The 17,855-nt window shown below is 61.5% G+C and carries 16 protein-coding genes; 10 read left to right on the top strand and 6 right to left on the bottom strand.

Annotation, left to right across the window (positions count from 1 at the left end):
- Positions 1–226: 226 nt before the first annotated feature.
- The 4 genes from alaS (at position 227) to LGH70_RS05860 (ending at position 5,256) form a co-directional block, all read left to right on the top strand.
- Positions 227–2,911: an alanine--tRNA ligase gene (gene alaS / locus LGH70_RS05875; RefSeq protein WP_226183595.1), complete on the top strand. Its 2,685-nt coding sequence runs from the start codon at positions 227–229 to the stop codon at positions 2,909–2,911.
- Between the two features lie 89 nt (positions 2,912–3,000).
- Positions 3,001–3,225, top strand: a complete 225-nt coding sequence (locus tag LGH70_RS05870) for a hypothetical protein (protein ID WP_226183593.1) — start codon at positions 3,001–3,003, stop codon at positions 3,223–3,225.
- Between the two features lie 123 nt (positions 3,226–3,348).
- Positions 3,349–4,239, top strand: coding sequence for an energy transducer TonB (locus tag LGH70_RS05865; RefSeq protein WP_226183591.1), 891 nt, complete (start codon positions 3,349–3,351; stop codon positions 4,237–4,239).
- Positions 4,240–4,284: 45 nt separating this feature from the next.
- Positions 4,285–5,256 carry an LIC11966 family surface protein gene (locus LGH70_RS05860; protein WP_226183589.1) on the top strand — a complete coding sequence of 324 codons (972 nt, stop codon included), beginning with the start codon at positions 4,285–4,287 and terminating at the stop codon, positions 5,254–5,256.
- Positions 5,257–5,408: 152 nt separating this feature from the next.
- Here the strand turns inward: LGH70_RS05860 and LGH70_RS05855 are convergent, their stop codons facing one another.
- On the bottom strand, positions 5,409–5,828 hold the full coding sequence (locus LGH70_RS05855) for a spore germination protein GerW family protein (RefSeq protein WP_226183587.1): 420 nt from the start codon (positions 5,826–5,828) through the stop codon (positions 5,409–5,411).
- Between the two features lie 427 nt (positions 5,829–6,255).
- Between LGH70_RS05855 and gatB the strand changes: the two genes are divergently transcribed.
- Together gatB and LGH70_RS05845 are read left to right on the top strand one after the other, a co-directional pair.
- Positions 6,256–7,713 carry an Asp-tRNA(Asn)/Glu-tRNA(Gln) amidotransferase subunit GatB gene (gatB, locus tag LGH70_RS05850; RefSeq protein WP_226183585.1) on the top strand — a complete coding sequence of 486 codons (1,458 nt, stop codon included), beginning with the start codon at positions 6,256–6,258 and terminating at the stop codon, positions 7,711–7,713.
- Between the two features lie 144 nt (positions 7,714–7,857).
- Positions 7,858–8,994 carry a TlpA disulfide reductase family protein gene (locus tag LGH70_RS05845; RefSeq protein WP_226183583.1) on the top strand — a complete coding sequence of 379 codons (1,137 nt, stop codon included), beginning with the start codon at positions 7,858–7,860 and terminating at the stop codon, positions 8,992–8,994.
- A 140-nt stretch (positions 8,995–9,134) separates the two neighbouring features.
- Here LGH70_RS05845 and LGH70_RS05840 read toward each other — a convergent pair whose 3' ends face one another.
- From LGH70_RS05840 to LGH70_RS05825, 4 genes are all read right to left on the bottom strand, one after another.
- On the bottom strand, positions 9,135–9,974 hold the full coding sequence (locus tag LGH70_RS05840) for a hypothetical protein (protein WP_226183581.1): 840 nt from the start codon (positions 9,972–9,974) through the stop codon (positions 9,135–9,137).
- Positions 9,975–10,044: 70 nt separating this feature from the next.
- On the bottom strand, positions 10,045–10,563 hold the full coding sequence (locus tag LGH70_RS05835) for an acyl-CoA thioesterase (RefSeq protein WP_226183743.1): 519 nt from the start codon (positions 10,561–10,563) through the stop codon (positions 10,045–10,047).
- 172 nt (positions 10,564–10,735) lie between these two features.
- Positions 10,736–12,913: a M43 family zinc metalloprotease gene (locus LGH70_RS05830; RefSeq protein ID WP_226183579.1), complete on the bottom strand. Its 2,178-nt coding sequence runs from the start codon at positions 12,911–12,913 to the stop codon at positions 10,736–10,738.
- 154 nt (positions 12,914–13,067) lie between these two features.
- Positions 13,068–13,721, bottom strand: a complete 654-nt coding sequence (locus LGH70_RS05825; RefSeq protein ID WP_226183577.1) for a protein-L-isoaspartate(D-aspartate) O-methyltransferase — start codon at positions 13,719–13,721, stop codon at positions 13,068–13,070.
- A gap of 172 nt (positions 13,722–13,893) precedes the next feature.
- On the opposite strand from LGH70_RS05825, the gene LGH70_RS05820 reads away from it, so the two are divergent.
- The 4 genes from LGH70_RS05820 (at position 13,894) to LGH70_RS05805 (ending at position 17,200) form a co-directional block, all read left to right on the top strand.
- Positions 13,894–15,312 carry a sugar transferase gene (locus tag LGH70_RS05820; protein ID WP_226183575.1) on the top strand — a complete coding sequence of 473 codons (1,419 nt, stop codon included), beginning with the start codon at positions 13,894–13,896 and terminating at the stop codon, positions 15,310–15,312.
- A gap of 273 nt (positions 15,313–15,585) precedes the next feature.
- Positions 15,586–16,176 carry a riboflavin synthase gene (locus LGH70_RS05815; RefSeq protein WP_226183573.1) on the top strand — a complete coding sequence of 197 codons (591 nt, stop codon included), beginning with the start codon at positions 15,586–15,588 and terminating at the stop codon, positions 16,174–16,176.
- 28 nt (positions 16,177–16,204) lie between these two features.
- Positions 16,205–16,930 (top strand): phosphodiester glycosidase family protein, encoded by a 726-nt coding sequence (locus tag LGH70_RS05810; protein WP_226183570.1) that lies wholly within the window; start codon positions 16,205–16,207, stop codon positions 16,928–16,930.
- Positions 16,931–16,999: 69 nt separating this feature from the next.
- Complete coding sequence (locus LGH70_RS05805; protein WP_226183568.1) at positions 17,000–17,200, top strand: hypothetical protein; 201 nt, start codon at positions 17,000–17,002, stop codon at positions 17,198–17,200.
- Positions 17,201–17,269: 69 nt separating this feature from the next.
- Here the strand turns inward: LGH70_RS05805 and LGH70_RS05800 are convergent, their stop codons facing one another.
- Complete coding sequence (locus tag LGH70_RS05800; protein ID WP_226183567.1) at positions 17,270–17,854, bottom strand: phosphatase PAP2 family protein; 585 nt, start codon at positions 17,852–17,854, stop codon at positions 17,270–17,272.
- Position 17,855 lies beyond the last annotated feature (1 nt).

The raw sequence follows: 17,855 nt of genomic DNA, 5'->3' as shown, positions 1-17,855 counted from the left end.
GGAGCTGGAAAGAGCAGAACTGTAGCTGAAATAGTGCTGGGAACAAGTCTAAGCTCTAACTTCTGATTTCTCACTTCTATAAAGTCGGCTAACTTTGCCGGAACGGCCTTTCCGCTGGAAAGGCGAAAAGTAACCAAATTCCCGGCTGCCGCCAATTCCACCGGTTCAGCCGTTTCGTTCACCGCATCTTTAGCCTCGCCGGGCCGCAGCCGGGCGTCATCCGCTTATGTCACTTCCCACCGCCAGCCACGTCCGCCAGCAGTTCCTGGATTTCTTCGCTTCCAAAGGCCACCACATTGTGCCCTCGGCGCCCATCGTGGTGAAGGACGACCCGACGTTGTTGTTTATCAACTCGGGCATGGCCCCGTTCAAGGATTATTTCCTGGGCAACAAGCCCGCGCCCTACAAGCGCATTGCCGACACCCAGAAGTGTCTGCGCGTATCGGGCAAGCACAACGACCTGGAAGAGGTAGGCTACGACACCTACCACCACACCATGTTCGAAATGCTGGGTAACTGGTCGTTTGGCGACTATTTCAAGAAGGACGCCATTGCCTGGGCCTGGGAGCTGCTCACCGAGGTGTATAAGCTGGAAAAGGACCGCCTCTACGTGACCTACTTCGAGGGTGACGAGAAGGACGGCACGTCCGCCGACGCCGAAACCCAGGATTTGTGGCGCCAATACACCACCGACGACCGGATTTTGCCCGGCAACAAGAAGGATAACTTCTGGGAAATGGGCGACACCGGCCCCTGCGGCCCCTGCACCGAAATCCACATCGATTTGCGCTCCGCGGAGGAACGGGCCCAGAAACCCGGCCGCGAGCTGGTGAATGCCGACCACCCGCAGGTAGTCGAAATCTGGAACAACGTGTTTATGGAGTTCCAGCGCCTGGCCGACAAGTCCCTCATCAAGCTGCCCGAGCAGAGCGTGGATACCGGTATGGGCTTCGAGCGCCTGATGATGGCCGTGTCGGGGGTGAAGTCGAACTACGATACCGACGTATTCCAGCCCCTGATTCAGTTCATTGCCGCCGAGGCCGGGGTGCAATACCACGGCACCTCGCCCGCCACCGTGAACGACCAGCCCGCCACGGAAAACGAGAAAACCGACATTGCCATCCGGGTTATTGCCGACCATATCCGCACGATTTCCTTCACCATTGCCGACGGCCAGCTGCCCTCCAACGTGAAGGCCGGTTACGTGATTCGCCGCATTCTGCGCCGAGCCGTACGCTACGCGTTTTCGTCCCTGGGCCAGAAGCAGCCCTTCCTCTATAAGCTCGTGCCCGTGCTGGCCGACCAGATGAAGGACATTTTCCCCGAATTGAAGCAGCAGACGGCTTTCGTGCAGCGCGTGGTCGAGGAAGAGGAAGTAGCTTTCTTGAAAACGCTCGAAAACGGCCTGCGCCGCCTCGATGCTCTGGAAGAAACTGCCCGCCAGAACAGCAACCGCATCGACGGCAAAACGGCCTTCGAGCTCTCCGATACTTTCGGCTTTCCGCTCGACCTGACCGCTCTGATTGCCCGCGAAAAGGGCCTCACGGTGGATGAGGAAGGCTTCCAGAAGGAGCTGGCCCAGCAGAAAAACCGTAGCCGCAACGCCCAGGAAACCGAGCAGAGCGACTGGACGGTGGTACTGGAATCGGAGGAGCAGCCCGCTTTCGTGGGCTACGACCAGGACGAGGCCCCGGCCAAAATCCTGCGCTACCGCAAAATCGACAAGAAGGGCAAAACCGAGTACCAAGTGGTGCTCGACCAAACGCCGTTCTACGCCGAATCGGGCGGGCAGATCGGCGACACGGGCTACCTGCATTCGCCCCTGAGCAAGGTGCGCGTGATTGACACCCGGAAGGAAAACGACCTGATTGTGCACACCGTGCTGGAGTTGCCCCAGGATTTGGACGCTGACTTTTCGGCCAAAATCGACCACGCCCGCCGCGAGCTGATTCGTAAAAACCACACGGCGACGCACTTGCTCCAGGCCGCTCTGCGCGACATCATCGGCTCGCACGTGCAGCAGAAAGGCTCGTTGGTGAACGAGAAGCTGCTGCGCTTCGACTTCTCGCATTTTACCAAGGTCACCGACGACCAGCTGCGCCAGATTGAGCGGATGGTCAACGAGCGGATTCGCCAGCAGATTCCCTTGGATGAGCGCCGCAACGTGCCCATTGCCGAGGCCAAAAACCTGGGCGCTATGGCGTTGTTCGGCGAAAAGTACGGCGAGTTCGTGCGCGTCATCACCTTCGATAAGGACTACTCGGTAGAGCTCTGCGGCGGCACCCACGTGCGGGGTACCGGCGAAATCGGCTTCTTCAAAATCACCTCCGAAAGCGCCGTGGGTGCGGGTGTACGCCGCATCGAGGCCGTCACCGGCGAAACGGCCGAAGCCTACGTGGACCAGCAGATTGATTTGCTCAACCAAGTGCGCGAGGCCCTGGGCAACCCCCAGCATTTGCTGCCCAGCCTGCAGAAGCAGACCGAGGAAATTGCCGGCCTGCGCAAGCAGATCGAGCAGTTTGAGCAGCAGAGCATTAACCAGCAAAAAGACCAGTTGGTGGCCCAGGTGAAGCCGCTGAATGGCATCAACTTCCTGGCTGCCCAGGTGCAGGTGGGCTCGGCTGACGGCCTCAAAACCCTGGCCTACAACCTGCGCCAGACCGTGGAAAACCTCGTGCTGGTGCTCGGAGCCGACATCGAAGGCAAGCCCCAACTGGCCGTGATGCTCGACGACGACATTGCCAAGGCTGGCAAGCTCAATGCCTCCACGCTGGTGCGGGAGCTGGCTAAGGACATTCAGGGTGGGGGCGGCGGCCAGCCGTTCTTCGCCACGGCCGGCGGCAAAAACGTAGCCGGCCTGGGTGCCGCCATTGCCAAAGCCGAGGAGCTGATAAGCAAGACGCTGGCGTAAGGCTGCCCGGGTTGGAGACTGGAAAAACGCTGGCTGCTCCGGCCCGCCAAAAACGATGAAAAGGCCCGGCTGCTGCCGGGCCTTTTTGCGTGGTAGCTACCAGGCCGCTCTACCGCCCGACCCCGGCCCGACGAAGCTCCCGTCCCGACCGACTGGCCAGCCTCTGGTTCCGCCACCGCTGGCTGGCCCAGCGCCCTACCGCACTGGCCCTGGAACTGAGTTCCCGCTGCTACCTACTGCGCCTGCAGGCCGAAGCTCTGGAAACCGAAGCGGCGGCCTTGCAGGCTTTGCTGCTCCTGCCGGCGGCCGCATAAGACTGTCCGGCCGCTAGGAGCGGCGGCAAAGCCGGCAACTATTTGTGCTGACCCCGGCGCTGCTGAGAAGATATATGAAATAGAATACGCTTACTTTTACCCGTTTTACATCCCCTTCTTTCTATGCGCTTACCCTTACTATTAGCTTCTCTGGTTCTGTGTGGTGTTAGTCAACAAGCTCTGGCCCAGGCGCCGGAGGCCAAGCCCCTGGCGGTAGTGCAGCGGACTACCATTTACTTTGATGCGAACGGCGGCATCCTGCCGTCCGAAGCTGGCGCCCACCACCGTGAGGAAATCACCTTCCGGGACAGCGTCAGCGGTACGGTGCGCATCTTTTTTCCCTCGGGCAAAATCCGGCGCATTATTCCCTACGCCCACATTCAGCAGGGCATTCAGCACGGCGTAGAAACCAACTGGCTCGAAACCGGGCAGATGCAGGCCCGGGAGGAATATGTGGCCGGCAAGCTCCATGGCGAGCGGCTGGTGTATTACCCCAGCGGCACGCTCAAGCGCCGCGAAACCTACGTGAAGGGCTTCCGCACGGCCGGTGAGCTGTTTGGCCCCGACGGGCAGCCCCGGACGTTTGCCGAGGCCCAGGCCGCGCCGGTATATCCCGGCGGGCAGCCCGCTTTGGCCAAGGACCTGTACGGCAAGATGCGCTACCCGGTCAGTGCGTTGCGCAACCGGAAGGAGGGAACCGTGCTGGTTGCCTTTACCGTGGCTAAAAGCGGGGTGGTGCAGAATGCCCACGTGCTCAAGTCGGATTCGGAGCTGCTGAACGAGACGGCCGTGGCGTCGGTCATGAAGCTCAAGCCCTTTCAGCCCGGCATGGAAGACGGCGAGCCGGTGGAAACCGAGTTTACGTTCCCCATCGTCTTCAAGATTTCCTACTACTCCCGCAATCCGGACGCACTGGAGGCCCTCAGCCAGAGCCTGCAAGGCCCGTATCAGCAGATCATTATGCGTCCGGCCCCCAGCTCACCCAACTTCGGGCCCGGTCCGGCCCGGCGCTAAGCCCAACCACTAGTCATTTCTCACACCGTATCAACCGTTTGCTTTATGCGCATTTCTACCCTGTTACTGGCCGGAAGCCTGCTGACCGGCCTCACCACTATTAAAGCCTCGGCCCAGACCTTTACTGACCCGGGCGCCTACAACAACTTTATCATCGGCGAGCAGCGGGCCATGCTCAAGAAAAACCTGCGCTATATCAGCAAGGCTGCCCACAGCGACAACGAGAAGAAAGTGGATGCCAAGCGGATGGAGCTGGTGAAGCAAACCGAGATTTCCCTGGCCAAGCTGGCCAAGCTGCCCGCCTTCGAGGACGACAAAGGCTTCAAGGACCAGACCACGGAAGCTTTTTACCAACAGCTGAAAGTGTACTCCGAGGACTACAAAGCCGTGGACATGATGGCCGGTACCCGCACGGGCAGCGTGGAAAACATGGAGCGCTACCTGCACGCCCAGGAAGTGGCCGAGGGCAAGCTCCAGGCTGTGAATGACAGCGTAAACGCGGCCCAGCAGCGCTTCGCCAAGCGCCACAAGATGACGGTGGGCGAAGACCCCGAGGGCAAGCGCCTGTCGCAGTACATGAAGCAGGTGTCGGAAGTCAATACTTATCAGCACCAGGTGTTCCTGGCCCAATTCCGCACCGAAAAAGCCAGCGCCATGCTCGCCGACGCCATGCGCCAGCAAAACGCGGCCGACTTCGAAGCGGCCCGCGTGCAGCTGCAGGCCGATACACAGGCGGCCCTCGACCAGTTGGCCGCCGTACCCGCTTTCCGGGGCAAGGATGCCCAGTACCGCGACGCGGCCCGCAACCTGGTGAAGACCTACAACAGCATGTGCGCCGACCAGTTTGTGAAGCTCAAGGACCTGATTGAGCGCAAAGACAAGCTCAGCAAGGCCGATGTGGACCTCTACAACAAGTGCATCAGCTTCTATAACACCCAGAACCAGAAGGTGGTAAACGCCTACAACCAGGCCAGTAGCACCTTTATGGCCACCTACGTGCCGGTCTTCAGCGACTAATTGAGCCTTACCAGCACAGGTTTAGCCTAAACCGGGTCGGAAGGATTTTCGACCCGGTTTTTTGTGCTGTGAGGGGCCGTTAAAAATAGGTTTATATCTGATTAACGTTATGAAAAACAGCGTATTATAAATATCAACGGCCGTGGAGGTGCTTACTGCCCCCGGTTCTTGAGTAGCTTGGGTACAGACCGTAACAGCAGCAGGGCCACCATGCCGCTCACCGCCACCAGGGGCACCACCGAGGGCCGGATACGTCGGAAGCGGCTGCGCCCCTCCGTCAGCTCGATGTAGCCCACCGGAACAATGTTGACGCCACCCCCGCCGCCGCTGCCGCCTGCCGCATGGGGCCCGGTGCCACTACCGCCCCCGAAGCCGTACGTGGCCCGCGCCACGGGAACTACCGTCACGCCGTCGTGGGTGATGGGCTCGCCGTACACCGTGCGGGCCGTGACTGAGGCGCTCAGCACCTGGGCCAGGCGCTCGGCCAGCGAGGGGGTGGAGTTGGAGGCCGCGGCGGCGGTGGGCAACTCGGTTAGTATTTTTCCAGTGGGAGCGGGGGTGGTCGGAGCCATGAGTTGAGAAGATAAGGAGGTGAGAAAGTAGTGTGCCGGCAGGCATACGGCCGCAGCAGACGGGCCGCCTGGAACGCCCCGCCGGTCTGCTGCCCAACTGGCGAACCAACGGCAGTAATTGGGGGCCAAAGTTGCCCTGGCTCCCGGGCGCCGGGCATGAGCAGAATCAGCCGGCCAGCTGATTCTGCTCAGTAAACGGGCTTGCCGGCCTGAGTTGATGCCCGTAGATGCCGCCCGCTGGTTTGGTGCCGTGGTGTACCGCCGGGGTATTGAACTCTTTTTTCGCCTGAGGTACCCTGGATTTCAGAAGACGGCAAGACCAAAAAAAAGGGGCCCCGGAGCCGGTTGGCGAATAAAAACCGCGGCAGCAAGTAACTTAGCGCTTGCATTGGGGTGAAACCCGCCCCAACGGCTCAATTTGATTGATATGGACGACGCAATAAAAGCCAAATACCAGCCCGTCATCGGCCTGGAAGTACACGCCCAGCTGCTGACGCAGAGCAAGATGTACTCCTCGGATGAGAATGAGTACGGTGCTCTGCCCAACAACAACCTGTCGGTAATTACGCTGGGCCACCCCGGCACCCTGCCCAAGGTGAACCGCACGGCCGTGGAGTACGCCATGAAAATGGGCCTGGCCACCAACTGCCACATCACCCGCGACAACCTGTTTGCGCGCAAAAACTACTTCTATCCCGACCTGCCCAAGGGCTACCAGATAACCCAGGACAAAACCCCGATCTGCACGGCCGGCCACGTCCCGATTCGCCTCGCCGACGGCACGACCAAGAGCATCGGCGTGACGCGCATTCACATGGAGGAAGACGCGGGCAAGAGCATGCACCTGGCCGGGGAAGTCGAAACGCTGGTGGATTTGAATCGCGCCGGCGTGCCCCTGATTGAAATCGTGTCGGAGCCCGACATCCGCAACGCCGACGAAGCCTACGCTTACCTGAGTGAAATCAAGAAGCTGGTGGTGTATCTGGGCGTGTGCGACGGCAACATGGAGGAAGGCTCCCTGCGCTGCGACGCCAACATTTCGGTGATGCTCAAGGGCGCCGAGAAGTTTGGCACCAAGGTGGAGGTCAAAAACATGAACTCCTTCCGCAACGTGCAGCGCGCCATCGAGTACGAAATCGAGCGGCAGATTGCCGTGCTCGAAGCCGGTGGCACGCTCGACAGCGAAACCCGTGGCTTCGACGCCGCTACGGGCACGACCAGCGGGCAGCGCTCGAAGGAAACCCTGAACGACTACCGCTATTTCCCCGAGCCCGATTTGCCCCCGCTCATCATCAGCGACGAGTGGCTGCACGAGGTGCAGGCCTCGCTGCCGGCTCTGCCCCAGCAGCTCTACGCCCGCTTCACCGGCGAGCTGGGGCTCTCGGATTACGACGCCTCGGTGCTCACCGACCAGAAGGAAGTGGCTCTGTTCTTCGACGAGCTTTCGCGCCTGACTGCCAACGCCAAGGCGGCCGCCAACTGGGTGCAGGGACCGGTGAAGTCGTTCCTGAACGAGCGCGCCCTGACCATGCAGGACTTCCCGCTCACACCTCAACACCTGGCCGACATCATTCAACTCATTGATGAGAACAAGGTCGGTCACTCGGTAGCAGCCAAGCAGTTATTTCCGTATCTACTAGACAACCCCACGCAAACCGCCGCCGCTGCGGCCGAAGCCCAAGGCCTGCTGCAGCAGTCGGATGCCGGCGCGCTGGAGGCCATGATTCAGCAGGTGCTGGATGCCAACCCGGCCAAAGTGGAAGAGTACCGCGGCGGTAAAAAGTCGCTGACCGGCATGTTCATGGGCGAGCTGATGAAGCTCACCGGCGGCAAGGCCGACCCCAAGCTGGCCAACCAGCTGCTGCGCCAGAAGCTCGACGCGTAACGCCTATCTTCATCCCAACCAGACGGCACTTCACGCGTTGAGGACTCGGCGCTGAACTAAATAAGCCCCCGACTGCTTGTTTTCACAAAAGCGGAAAGCGTTTCGCGCCGGCCGCTTGTAGCGTAACTAAGAATGATTGAGAAAATGAAAAGTATTCTTCTGGTAACCACCCTGTTGGGCATGGCCAATGCCTGCAGCAAGTCGACGACGCCAACGACGGGCAGCGCTGCGGCGGGCACCGGCTACCAGGTTAGTGGCCAGCTGACCAATGCCCCGGCGGGTACCAAAGTATACCTGGCGGAGCTGGGTGAAACCCAGTTTGTGTCGCGCGATACGGCCACCGTCGACGAGCAGGGGCGCTTCACGATGAAGGGCACCGTGCCGGAAGCGGGCCTCTACCAGGTAAAGGTGAACGATGCCAACCAAGTGCTGGTGGCCCTGGACAACGCTACCAACCTGCAGCTGTCCGGCGACGCCAAGAAGCTGAGTGAGGGCTACGTGGTGAAAGGCTCCCGCGACTCGGAAACCCTGCAGCAGCTGGGCAAAGCCATGCTGCAGTCGAAGCACGATATGGCCATGCTGGAGATGCGCTACAACAATAGCGCCCAGGCTGGCGCTTCCGACTCGATGAAGATCATCGAGGCCAAGTTCTACGCCGCCCAGGCCTACAATACAGGCGTTCTGAAGCAGCTGATTCGCCAGAACCCGAACTCGGTGGTGTCGGCGTTTGCCGTGAGCAACCTGCTGAACCCCGAAGAGCAGTTCGCCTTCATCGACTCCATGTCGACCCAGTTCAAGAAGACGATGCCCGACTCGCGCTACACCAAGGCGCTGGCCGCCAAGCTCGACCCGCTGCGGGCCACGGCCGTGGGCTCGGCCGCACCTGAAATTAGCCTGCCCTCACCCGACGGCAAGGCCGTGACGTTGTCCTCCCTGCGCGGCAAGTACGTGCTGATTGACTTCTGGGCCTCTTGGTGCGGCCCCTGCCGCAAGGAAAATCCCAACGTGGTGCGCGCCTACAACAAGTACAAAGGCAAGGGCTTCGAGATTTACAGCGTCTCGTTTGACCAGGACCGGGAAAAGTGGCTCAAAGCCATCAAAGCCGACGGCCTGGTTTGGACCCACGTATCGGACCTGCGCGGCTGGGAAAGTGCCGCCGGCCAGACCTACGGCGTGAAGTCCATTCCCCAGTCGATCCTGCTCGACCCCCAGGGCCGTATCGTCGCCAAAAACCTGCGCGGCGAGGCTCTGGACGCCAAGCTGGCTTCGGTACTGAAGTAGATTCGTCTGGTTGTTGGCCTGGTTTCAATGCCTGCTAAAAGCAAAAAAGGCTCGTCATATGACGAGCCTTTTTTATTTGGGTTGATTGGCTAACAGGTAAGTCAGTAGAAGCAAGCCAACAGCCACAACCAACCACCACTCTAACTCAAAAACATGCGCTGCATGGCCTGCCAGAGCAGCTTTTTGCGGCTGTTGTCTTCTTCCAGCAGCTCGATTTCGGCGGCGGGCAGGTAGGCCGCGTCGCCGGCCAGCAGCACCGGCTCGTAGAGCTGGGTGGTGCGGATGGCCACGTCGAGCAGGTTTTTGCCAAAGCCGATAATCTGCCGGGCCGCCAGTTTTTGCCGGATGGTTTTCAGCTCCACGGGCAGCGGCGACTCGACGTTGATGAGCACCACATCCTCCATAATCAGGCGGATGGCCTTGAGCAGGTTGTTCAGGAACACGTTTTTGGGCAGCCGTTGGAAGCGTACCGGGTCCATGCGCACCAGAATAACCAGCCCGTTGGGGTTGCTGCCCAGCGTGGAGTAGGGCGTGGCATTCAGCGGCGGGGCCGTCCGGACCGGCGGGGCCTCAGCGGGGCGGGGCGGGGCAGCCGCTGGCGGAGGTGTGGGCGCTACGGCAGGCGCCACCGGCGGCCGGGGAGCCGGGGGCTGCTGCAGGTTCAGATTGGCCAGAGAAGGCAGCTTGCCGGCCGTTGCCGCGGATGGCAGCACGGGTGTAGCAGCGGCAACCGCAACGGGCGCGGGCGGCGCGGCGGGAGCCAGCCGCGCCGGGGGAGGCGCTGGTAATGGCGGTGCCACGCTGACCGTAGCCGGCACAGCCGCTGGCGGTGCTACGGCAACCGGTGCTTCTGCGGGGGCGGTAGCCAGCGGCGTGGCTACTGCCGGGCCGGGAGTAGCCGCTACTCCCGGCTCGGGCACGACGTACAGCGAGACGTTGGTATAGAAGCTCTGAAAAAATGCCAGCGACGCCTGATCCATAGTGGTGCTTTGCTTTCTGGGGCTGAAAAAGTAGTCGGTGGGTGCGTCGGCAGTTGCCAGGCATCCTCCGTTATTCCATGTCGAACAAGGCCTTCAGCTCGTTGGCTTCCTGGGGCTTCATGCGCCCCCCGAGCACGAGACGCAGCTGGCGGCGGCGCAGGGCCCCGTCGTAGAGGCGGATTTCCTCCTCGGTTTCGGCCACGGCCTCGGGCACGTCAATCGGGCGGCCCGACTGGTCGACGGCCACGAAGGTGAAAAAGGCCTCGTTGGTTTTCATCTTCGTGCCGCTGGGAATGTCCTCGGCCCACACGTCGATGTGTACTTCCATGCTGGAGTTGAAGGAGCGCGTCACCTGGGCCTGCAGGGTTACCACGTTGCCCAGCGCGATACTGTCGCGGAACGACACGTTGTCGACCGAGGCCGTGACGACGATGCGGTTGGAGTGCTTTTGCGCCGAAATAGCCGCGGCAATGTCCATCAGGTGCATCATACGGCCGCCCATCAGGTTGTTGAGCGTGTTGGTGTCGTTGGGCAGCACCAACTCGGTCATAATCACGAAGGAGTCTTTAACGGGCTTTTGTTTGCGCATCATACAGGGAGTTTCGGGTAAAAAGAAGCGGCCGCAAAGATAGGCAGGCCCCGACGCAATGAGGACCTGCCCCGCAGAATTACTGGGGTGTTTTTCAAAAACTGCCGGCCAGCAAAAAGCCCCGACGCACAGCAGGCGTCGGGGCTTTTGGGTAAAAACGAAACCGGAAGGACTACTGAACCAGTACTTTGGTCGTGAAGGTCTGCCCGTCGATGAGCAGGCGCACCACGTAGAGGCCGGGGGCTAGGGGCGGCTGTCCGGGCTGCGTCAGGGCCAGCTGCTGCTCGCCGGCTCCGTACTGGCGGGGCGCGGTGGCCCGCACCTGCCGGCCCACTACGTCGGTCAGCACCAGCTGTACCAGCCGGGGAGTGGTCAGGCGGAAGTGTACGGCCGTGGCCACCGTCAGGGGGCTGGGATACACATGAATGCCGGCCTGCTCGGCGCTGCGGGCGGCCAGAATGGTGGCGTTGCCGATGCGCAGGTTGTCGATAAAGAGCGTGTTGCCGCCGTTGCTTACCATTTGCAGGCGCACCTGGAAACGCCCGTTCTTGTACTGGTCCGGAATGCTGACCGTCAGCGGCTGCCATTCCTCCAGCGAATCGGGGCTGAAGCCGCCGTAGAACTGGCTGCCCTTGGTACTGAGGTTGGCCGCAAAGTAGGTCGCTCCGTTGGTCCAGCTCACGCCGCAGTCGGCGCTGAACTGCACGCGCAGCTGGTCGTTGGCCGTGGCTGAGCGGCGGGCGTAGGCGCGGTCGAACACCAGGAAAGCCGGGCCGCTGATGCTGCTCAGATTCAGGTTGGGAGAAGTCAGGCTGGTAGTCGTGCCGGTGGGCAGCAGGGAGTTGCGAATCTGCAGATACGCGGTGCCCTGGCTGGCGACGGCGCTGGTTTGCCGCTCCCAGCGGGCCAACGCCTGGGTGCCAGTAGAGGTGGACGTCCAGTTACGCAAATCCGGGGCGGGGAAATTGGCCGGGAAGCCCGGTGTTTCAAACGACTCGGCTACCGGCCCCTGCAGCCCCGAGGTGGGGCCCTGCACCTGAATCAGCTGGGGGCGGGTGCTGGTGGTGCTGCCGCCGGGCGTCGTGAGGGTGAGCGTGGCACTATAGACGCCGCCGCTGGGGTAGATAACTGTGGGTTGGCGCAGGGTAGAGGAGGCGGGCTGGCCGCCGGGAAACTGCCACTGGTACTGCGTGGTGGAGGCCGTCAGGTCGGCGTTGTAGGAGTAGTCGGAGAAGGTAACCGTGCCGCCTTCACACACCACCGTCGAGGACGGCTGGAAGGCTACGATAGGTGCGCAGGGCGCGGCCAGGTAGCCTTCGTTGGTGCCCGTGCTGAGCAGGTTGGCCGCCGAGGTGAGCGTGCTGCGGCAGGTGAGCAGTAGGGAGGCGCGCATCACCGTTTTCTGGCCCGTGGTGAACATTTTGGCGCAGCTGGAATAGTCCATGTAGTTCTGCACGTTGGCCAGCACGCCGCAGGGGCTGCTGGTCAGTGGGCAGCCTGAGCCCCCGGCTGGGGCGCCCACGCCCACGGTATTGGGCGTATCGGCAATGCCGTCGTCGATGCCGCAGTTGCTGGCCGCCCCGGGCGTGTTGGAGCCGCCCCAGGTGTGGGGCAGGCCGAAGTAATGCCCGACTTCGTGGGTGAGGGAGCGGACGCAGAAGTTGCTGCCGCAGGAGCGTCCGACGCTGGCAAACTGTTGATTACGAATTACAATGCCATCGGCCGAGCCCCCGGAGCAGGGCAGGTAGGCGTAGCCCCCGGCGCCGTTGGCCGCGTCGCACACCCAGATGTTGAGGTAGCGGTTCTGGTCCCAGGTAATAAGGCTTTTCACCCGGTCGTCGCCGATGCTGGTCTGGGTGGAAAAAGTGCGGGTGATGCCCGTGGTGCAGTTGCCGTTGGGGTCGCGCTGGGCCAGCCGGAACTTGAAGCCAATGTTGGCATAGCGCGGCTGGAAGGCGGCAATGACGTCCACCGTATCGGGGTTGGTTTTGCTGTAGTCCTCGTTCAGAATGCGGATGGCGTCCTGCACCTGCGCGTCGCTGATGTTATTGGCGCCGCCGGTGTGAATAACGTGCACCACGACGGGCACCGTCACGTCGGGCTGGGCCAGCAGGCGGGCCTGGTCCTGAGCCGAGAGGGAAGTGGCCTGCAACAGAAAGTTGCGGTAGTTGCGCTCCGAGCCGGGGTTGCGGGCAAAGGCGGCCTGCTGGACGCTGTCGAAGGCGCACCGGAAGCCGTAGGTGTGCTCCGGATGCGGGCGTTTCAGCGGGTCGTTCTGCTGGGCCAGGGCGGGCCGGACAGTGGCCAGCGCGAGGGTGAGCAGACCAACGGAAAGTAGTTGTTTGAGCATAAGGAAAGCGGGGAGCGGGGAAAGGAGGTGATGGTTGGTAACCTGTTGGGCTTGGGTGGGGCGGCTAGGCACGCAACGCGCGTAGCCAGCCGCCCCACCCAACTGATAAGCAGGAAAGTTAGCTCCTTTGTTTTGCCCGGACCGCCTGCCCGCGCTATTTCTGCCAGCCCGCCTGGCCTAGCAGGGGCACAAAGCGGAATTCCTCGAACTCCTCGCGCACGAATTCGTCCTCACTCTCGCGCACCACGCGCATCATGCGCTGGGTGTTTTCGTCGCCCACGGGAATCACCAGCGCCCCGCCCACGCGCAGCTGCCGCAGCAACGTGCGCGGAATCGTGGGCGAGCCGGCCGTCACCAGAATCTTGTCGAAGGGCGCCTGGGCGGGCAGGCCCATCGAGCCGTCGCCGCAGTAGAGGTGGGCCCGCAGGTTGAAGGCGGCCAGGCGGCGGCGCGTACTCTCAAACAAAACTTGGTTGTACTCGATGCTGAACACCTCGGGCGTGAGCTGCAGCAGCACGGCGCACTGGTAGCCCGAGCCCGTTCCGATTTCGAGCACCCGGTCGGTGGGGCGCAAGTGCAGCAGCTCGGTCTGGTAGGCCACGGTGTAGGGCTGCGAAATGGTCTGGCCCTGCCCGATGGGAAAGGCTTTGTCCTGGTAGGCGTGCTGCTGAAAGGCGGGCTCGAAAAACAAGTGGCGCGGCACAGTAGCCAGGGCCGTCAGCACCCGCTCGTCCCGAATGCCTTTGCGGCGCAGTTCTTCAACCAGGGTGCGGCGCAGGCCCCGGTGGCGGTACGTGTCAGCGTGCATGGAATGGAGGGGTTGGGCCAATGTCGGGAGTACGGGTTAATGCCCTACCTTTGCGCGGCTCAGAAAGAGGAGCCAAGGCCCTTTCGGAGCTTTATCTGCCGCCAAATTACGGCATCGTGCCCATATAACCCATTTGTTTGCCGGTTTCGGCCGGTTTGCCTTACGTATTCCCTTGACTCGTACCTTTCAAAAGCTCAAGCTCATTGCCGCCGACTTTGTGGCGGCCCTGCTGGCCTGGATGTGTTTTTTTCTGCTGCGCAAATACCTGCTCAGCGAGATTAACGAGGGCTACCGCTTCACCGGCGGTGAGCTGTTTACCCTCACGGGCTCGGCCTTGATGATTGCCTTGTTCTGGACGGTACTCTACACACTGATTGGCGAATACCGCGACATTTTCCGTAAGTCGCGCCTGGCCGAGATTATCCGGCTGGCCCGTATTTCGGTGCTGGGGGCCTTAGTTATCTTCTTTGCCCTGCTGCTCGACGACCAGGGCGTGAGTTCCTACCGGCTGTACTACAAGACGATTACGGCCTACTTCCTGCTGCACTTCTTCATTACGGCCGTGCTGCGTACCTGGGCCATTACCACGGTGCAGCGGCTGGTGCGGCGCGGCGTTATTTCTTTTAATACGCTGCTGGTGGGCTCCAATATGCTGGCCCGCGAAACGTTTCACGAGCTGGCCCGCACCGGCAAGCACCTGGGCCTGAAGCTGGTGGGTTTCGTGCCCGTGGGCGACACCGTGGATGACGAGCTGGCCGCCGAGCTGCCCGCCCGCGGCTCCTACACCCGCCTGCCCGCCCTGATCCGGGCCCTGAAAATCGAGCAGGTCGTCATTGCCATCGAGCCCAGTGAACACCGCATGATTCAGGAGATTCTCTCGCTGCTGGAAGGTACGCCGGCCCGCGTCAGCATCCTGCCCGACTTGTACCAGATGCTGCTGGGCTCGGTGAAGGTAAACCACCTGTTTGGCACGCCCCTCATCGAAATCAAGCACGATTTGCTGCCGCCCTGGCAGGAAGTCACCAAGCGCGGCCTCGATATTCTGGGGTCGTTGCTGTTTCTGCTGCTGGCCTGGCCCGTGTACGCCTTCACGGCCGTCATGGTGCGCCTATCGAGTCCGGGGCCCATCTTTTACGCCCAGGAGCGCATCGGCAAAAATGCCCAGCCCTTCCGCATCTACAAGTTCCGCTCGATGTATATCGACGCCGAAAAGCAGGGCCCCGCGTTGTCCTCCGACCACGACCCGCGCATCACGCCCTGGGGCCGCTTCATGCGCAAAGTGCGCCTCGACGAGCTGCCCCAGTTCTGGAACGTGGTGAAGGGCGACATGAGCTTGGTGGGCCCGCGCCCCGAGCGCCGCTTCTACATCGACCAGATTGTGAAAGTAGCCCCGCACTACCGCCATTTGCACCGCGTGCGGCCCGGTATTACGAGCCTGGGCCAGGTGAAATACGGCTATGCCGAAACCGTAGATCAGATGGTCGAGCGGCTTAAATTCGACATTCTCTACATCGAAAACATGAGCCTGGCCATGGACTTCCGGGTGATGCTCTACACCCTGAAAATCATCGTCGAAGGCCGGGGAAAATAAGATGCTCAGGTGCTAATGCGGTTTGAATGGGCTAAATGGGGGTGAATGTGCGGAATGTGCCCTTGCGAGACACCGCCGAAGCCATCCGTCCTCTGCGCAGGTAGTCCCACTCTTTTACCACAAAGCCCATTTCGCTGTTATACCCACAAGCTTATCGTGAAAGAGGGCTGAGCGCATTTTAGAGAACGGATGGCTTCGGCTTCGTACCTCGTAAGGACACGATGGGCTTTAGCACATTCCCCACATTCAACCACATTAGCCCATTACCACCCCATGTTTACCGGAATTGTAGAAGCGCTGGGCACCATTACCGACGTGAAAACGGAAGGCACCAACCGCCATTTCACCGTAGCCGGGCCCTTTGCCCACGAGCTGCAGATTGACCAGAGCGTGGCCCACGACGGCGTATGCCTGACCGTGGTAGCCGTGGACGCGGCCGCTGGCACCCACGTCGTGACGGCCATCGACGAGACGCTGCAGAAAACTAACCTGGGCAGCTGGGCCCCCGGCCGCCGCATAAATCTGGAGCGCTGCCTCGCGGCCAACGGCCGCTTCGACGGCCACATCGTGCAGGGCCACGTGGACTTGACGGCCGTGTGCGAGAGTGTGACCGACCAGAACGGCAGCTGGCTCTACCGCTTCCGCCACGAGCCCGGCCCGAGCCGCGTGACGGTGGAAAAGGGCTCGATCTGCATCAACGGCACCAGCCTGACCTGCTTCGACTCGACCGACGAGAGCTTCGCCGTGGCCATCATTCCCTACACCTACGAGCACACCACTTTTCGGCAGCTGCAAGCCGGTGATTTGGTGAACCTGGAGTTCGATATCGTGGGTAAGTACGTGGCCAAGATGCTGGGCCGCTAGGCTTACTTCTTCTGCTACTGTGGTTCCAATGAAGCTTATCTGGGGAGTGGTGGTTGCCAGTCTGGCCCTGCTCGGCTTGTGGTGGAAAACCAGGCCCGCGCCGGAGCCCGGGGCGTTTGTCAGCTACCGGGTAGATGCGCGCCGCCAAAACCTGCGCCTTTACTGGCAGGACGACACGGGCCAGCCGCTGCGCAGTATCCAGCGCCTCAAAGAGTGGCTTGGTGGTCAGCACCAGCGGTTGGTTTTTGCCACCAACGCCGGCATGTTCCGGGAGGGTAATGCCCCGCTCGGGCTTTTCATTCAGGAGGGCAAACTACGGACGCCGTTGGATACCATGGCCGGCAGCGGCAACTTCTACCTGAAGCCCAACGGCGTGTTTTTCACGACTACGGATGGCCGGGCCGCAGTGTGCACAACCGAGGGCTTCGTCTTCTCACCCCGCATCCGGTACGCCACACAGTCGGGTCCCATGTTGGTGCTAGCGGGGCAGATTCACCCGGCCTTCCGACCAGAATCCACGAATCTGAACGTACGGAACGGAGTGGGTATTTTGCCCGATGGGCAGGTGGTCTTTGCCATGTCCAAAGAGCCGGTCAGCCTGTATGCCTTTGCCGCCTATTTCCAGCAGCTGGGCTGCCGCAATGCGTTGTACCTGGACGGCTTTGTTTCGCGGACCTACCTGCCCGAAAAGCACTGGCAGCAAACCGATGGCGACTTCGGGGTAATGATAGGCGTGAGCGAACCGGAACGATGAAATAAGGGGGCAATAGCACTTTTATGCGCCTTTTGCGTAGAGGCAAGAAGACTTAACTTCCTCACTGCTATGTCAAAACGCGAGTTAATAGAACCCACCCCTGGCGACAAGCGCTACGTGCGCCGCAACGACAAAGGCCAGTTTACCAGCAATGTCGATTTGAACCGCTCCCTGTCGGGCGACGACCGTACCAACTCCAAAGTCACCAGCAAGCCCAGGCAGGGCGACCGGGGCGACGGCCACACCGGCAACCGCAAGCCGGCCAAATAGCTATAAGGCGGAAGCCACCAAAAAGCCCCCGTTGCGCGTGCAGCGGGGGCTTTTTGGTTGTAAGGCAAGCTAATCCAGCGTGGTAGCAGAAGGCCACCAGCGCGCCGCGCCGGCCTGGTAGAGCCGGAAGCAGGCCCAGGCCGCCAGGCTGCCCAACGTGGCCCCGGCCAGCACGTCGGAAGGGTAGTGGGCGCCCAGGTACATGCGGCTATACGACACCAGCGCGGCCCAGATAAGTATCAGGACTTTGGCCAGCCGGTAGCGCCGGGGCAACACCAGACACAGAAATACGGCCAGGGCAAAGGCATTGGCCGCGTGCGACGAGAGAAAGCCAAACTGTCCGCCGCAGCCGTTGGCCAGGTTCAGCGTGGCCGAGAGCCGCGGGTCGTGGCAGGGGCGCAGCCGGGCAAAGTAGGGCTTGAAAAAGCGGCTCGAAATGCCGTCGGCCAGGGCCACGCTCAACCCCAGCAGGGGTAGCAGCAGCGTAGCGCGCCGGCGAAACAGGTAGCTCAGCACGACCAGAATCACCAGGTAGGCCGGAAACCACACGAAGCGCTCCGAGAAGAAAATCATCCACGCGTCCAGCGTGCGGGAGTGGTTGTTGTTGGCGGCCAGCAACAGCCAGCGGTCCAGATCTTGCAGGTTCTCAATCAAG

Source organism: Hymenobacter nitidus (genome assembly GCF_020447315.1).
GTDB lineage: Bacteria > Bacteroidota > Bacteroidia > Cytophagales > Hymenobacteraceae > Hymenobacter > Hymenobacter nitidus.
This window is presented reverse-complemented; position numbering and strand designations above follow the sequence as displayed.

Bases quoted from the DNA above. Each gene is read 5' to 3' on its own strand.
- alaS (WP_226183595.1), top strand. From the start codon at position 227: ATGTCACTTCCCACCGCCAGCCACGTCCGCCAGCAGTTCCTGGATTTC.
- LGH70_RS05865 (WP_226183591.1), top strand. From the start codon at position 3,349: ATGCGCTTACCCTTACTATTAGCTTCTCTGGTTCTGTGTGGTGTTAGT.
- LGH70_RS05860 (WP_226183589.1), top strand. From the start codon at position 4,285: ATGCGCATTTCTACCCTGTTACTGGCCGGAAGCCTGCTGACCGGCCTC.
- LGH70_RS05855 (WP_226183587.1), bottom strand. From the start codon at position 5,828: ATGGCTCCGACCACCCCCGCTCCCACTGGAAAAATACTAACCGAGTTG.
- gatB (WP_226183585.1), top strand. From the start codon at position 6,256: ATGGACGACGCAATAAAAGCCAAATACCAGCCCGTCATCGGCCTGGAA.
- LGH70_RS05845 (WP_226183583.1), top strand. From the start codon at position 7,858: ATGAAAAGTATTCTTCTGGTAACCACCCTGTTGGGCATGGCCAATGCC.
- LGH70_RS05840 (WP_226183581.1), bottom strand. From the start codon at position 9,974: ATGGATCAGGCGTCGCTGGCATTTTTTCAGAGCTTCTATACCAACGTC.
- LGH70_RS05835 (WP_226183743.1), bottom strand. From the start codon at position 10,563: ATGCGCAAACAAAAGCCCGTTAAAGACTCCTTCGTGATTATGACCGAG.
- LGH70_RS05830 (WP_226183579.1), bottom strand. From the start codon at position 12,913: ATGCTCAAACAACTACTTTCCGTTGGTCTGCTCACCCTCGCGCTGGCC.
- LGH70_RS05825 (WP_226183577.1), bottom strand. From the start codon at position 13,721: ATGCACGCTGACACGTACCGCCACCGGGGCCTGCGCCGCACCCTGGTT.
- LGH70_RS05815 (WP_226183573.1), top strand. From the start codon at position 15,586: ATGTTTACCGGAATTGTAGAAGCGCTGGGCACCATTACCGACGTGAAA.
- LGH70_RS05810 (WP_226183570.1), top strand. From the start codon at position 16,205: ATGAAGCTTATCTGGGGAGTGGTGGTTGCCAGTCTGGCCCTGCTCGGC.
- LGH70_RS05805 (WP_226183568.1), top strand. From the start codon at position 17,000: ATGTCAAAACGCGAGTTAATAGAACCCACCCCTGGCGACAAGCGCTAC.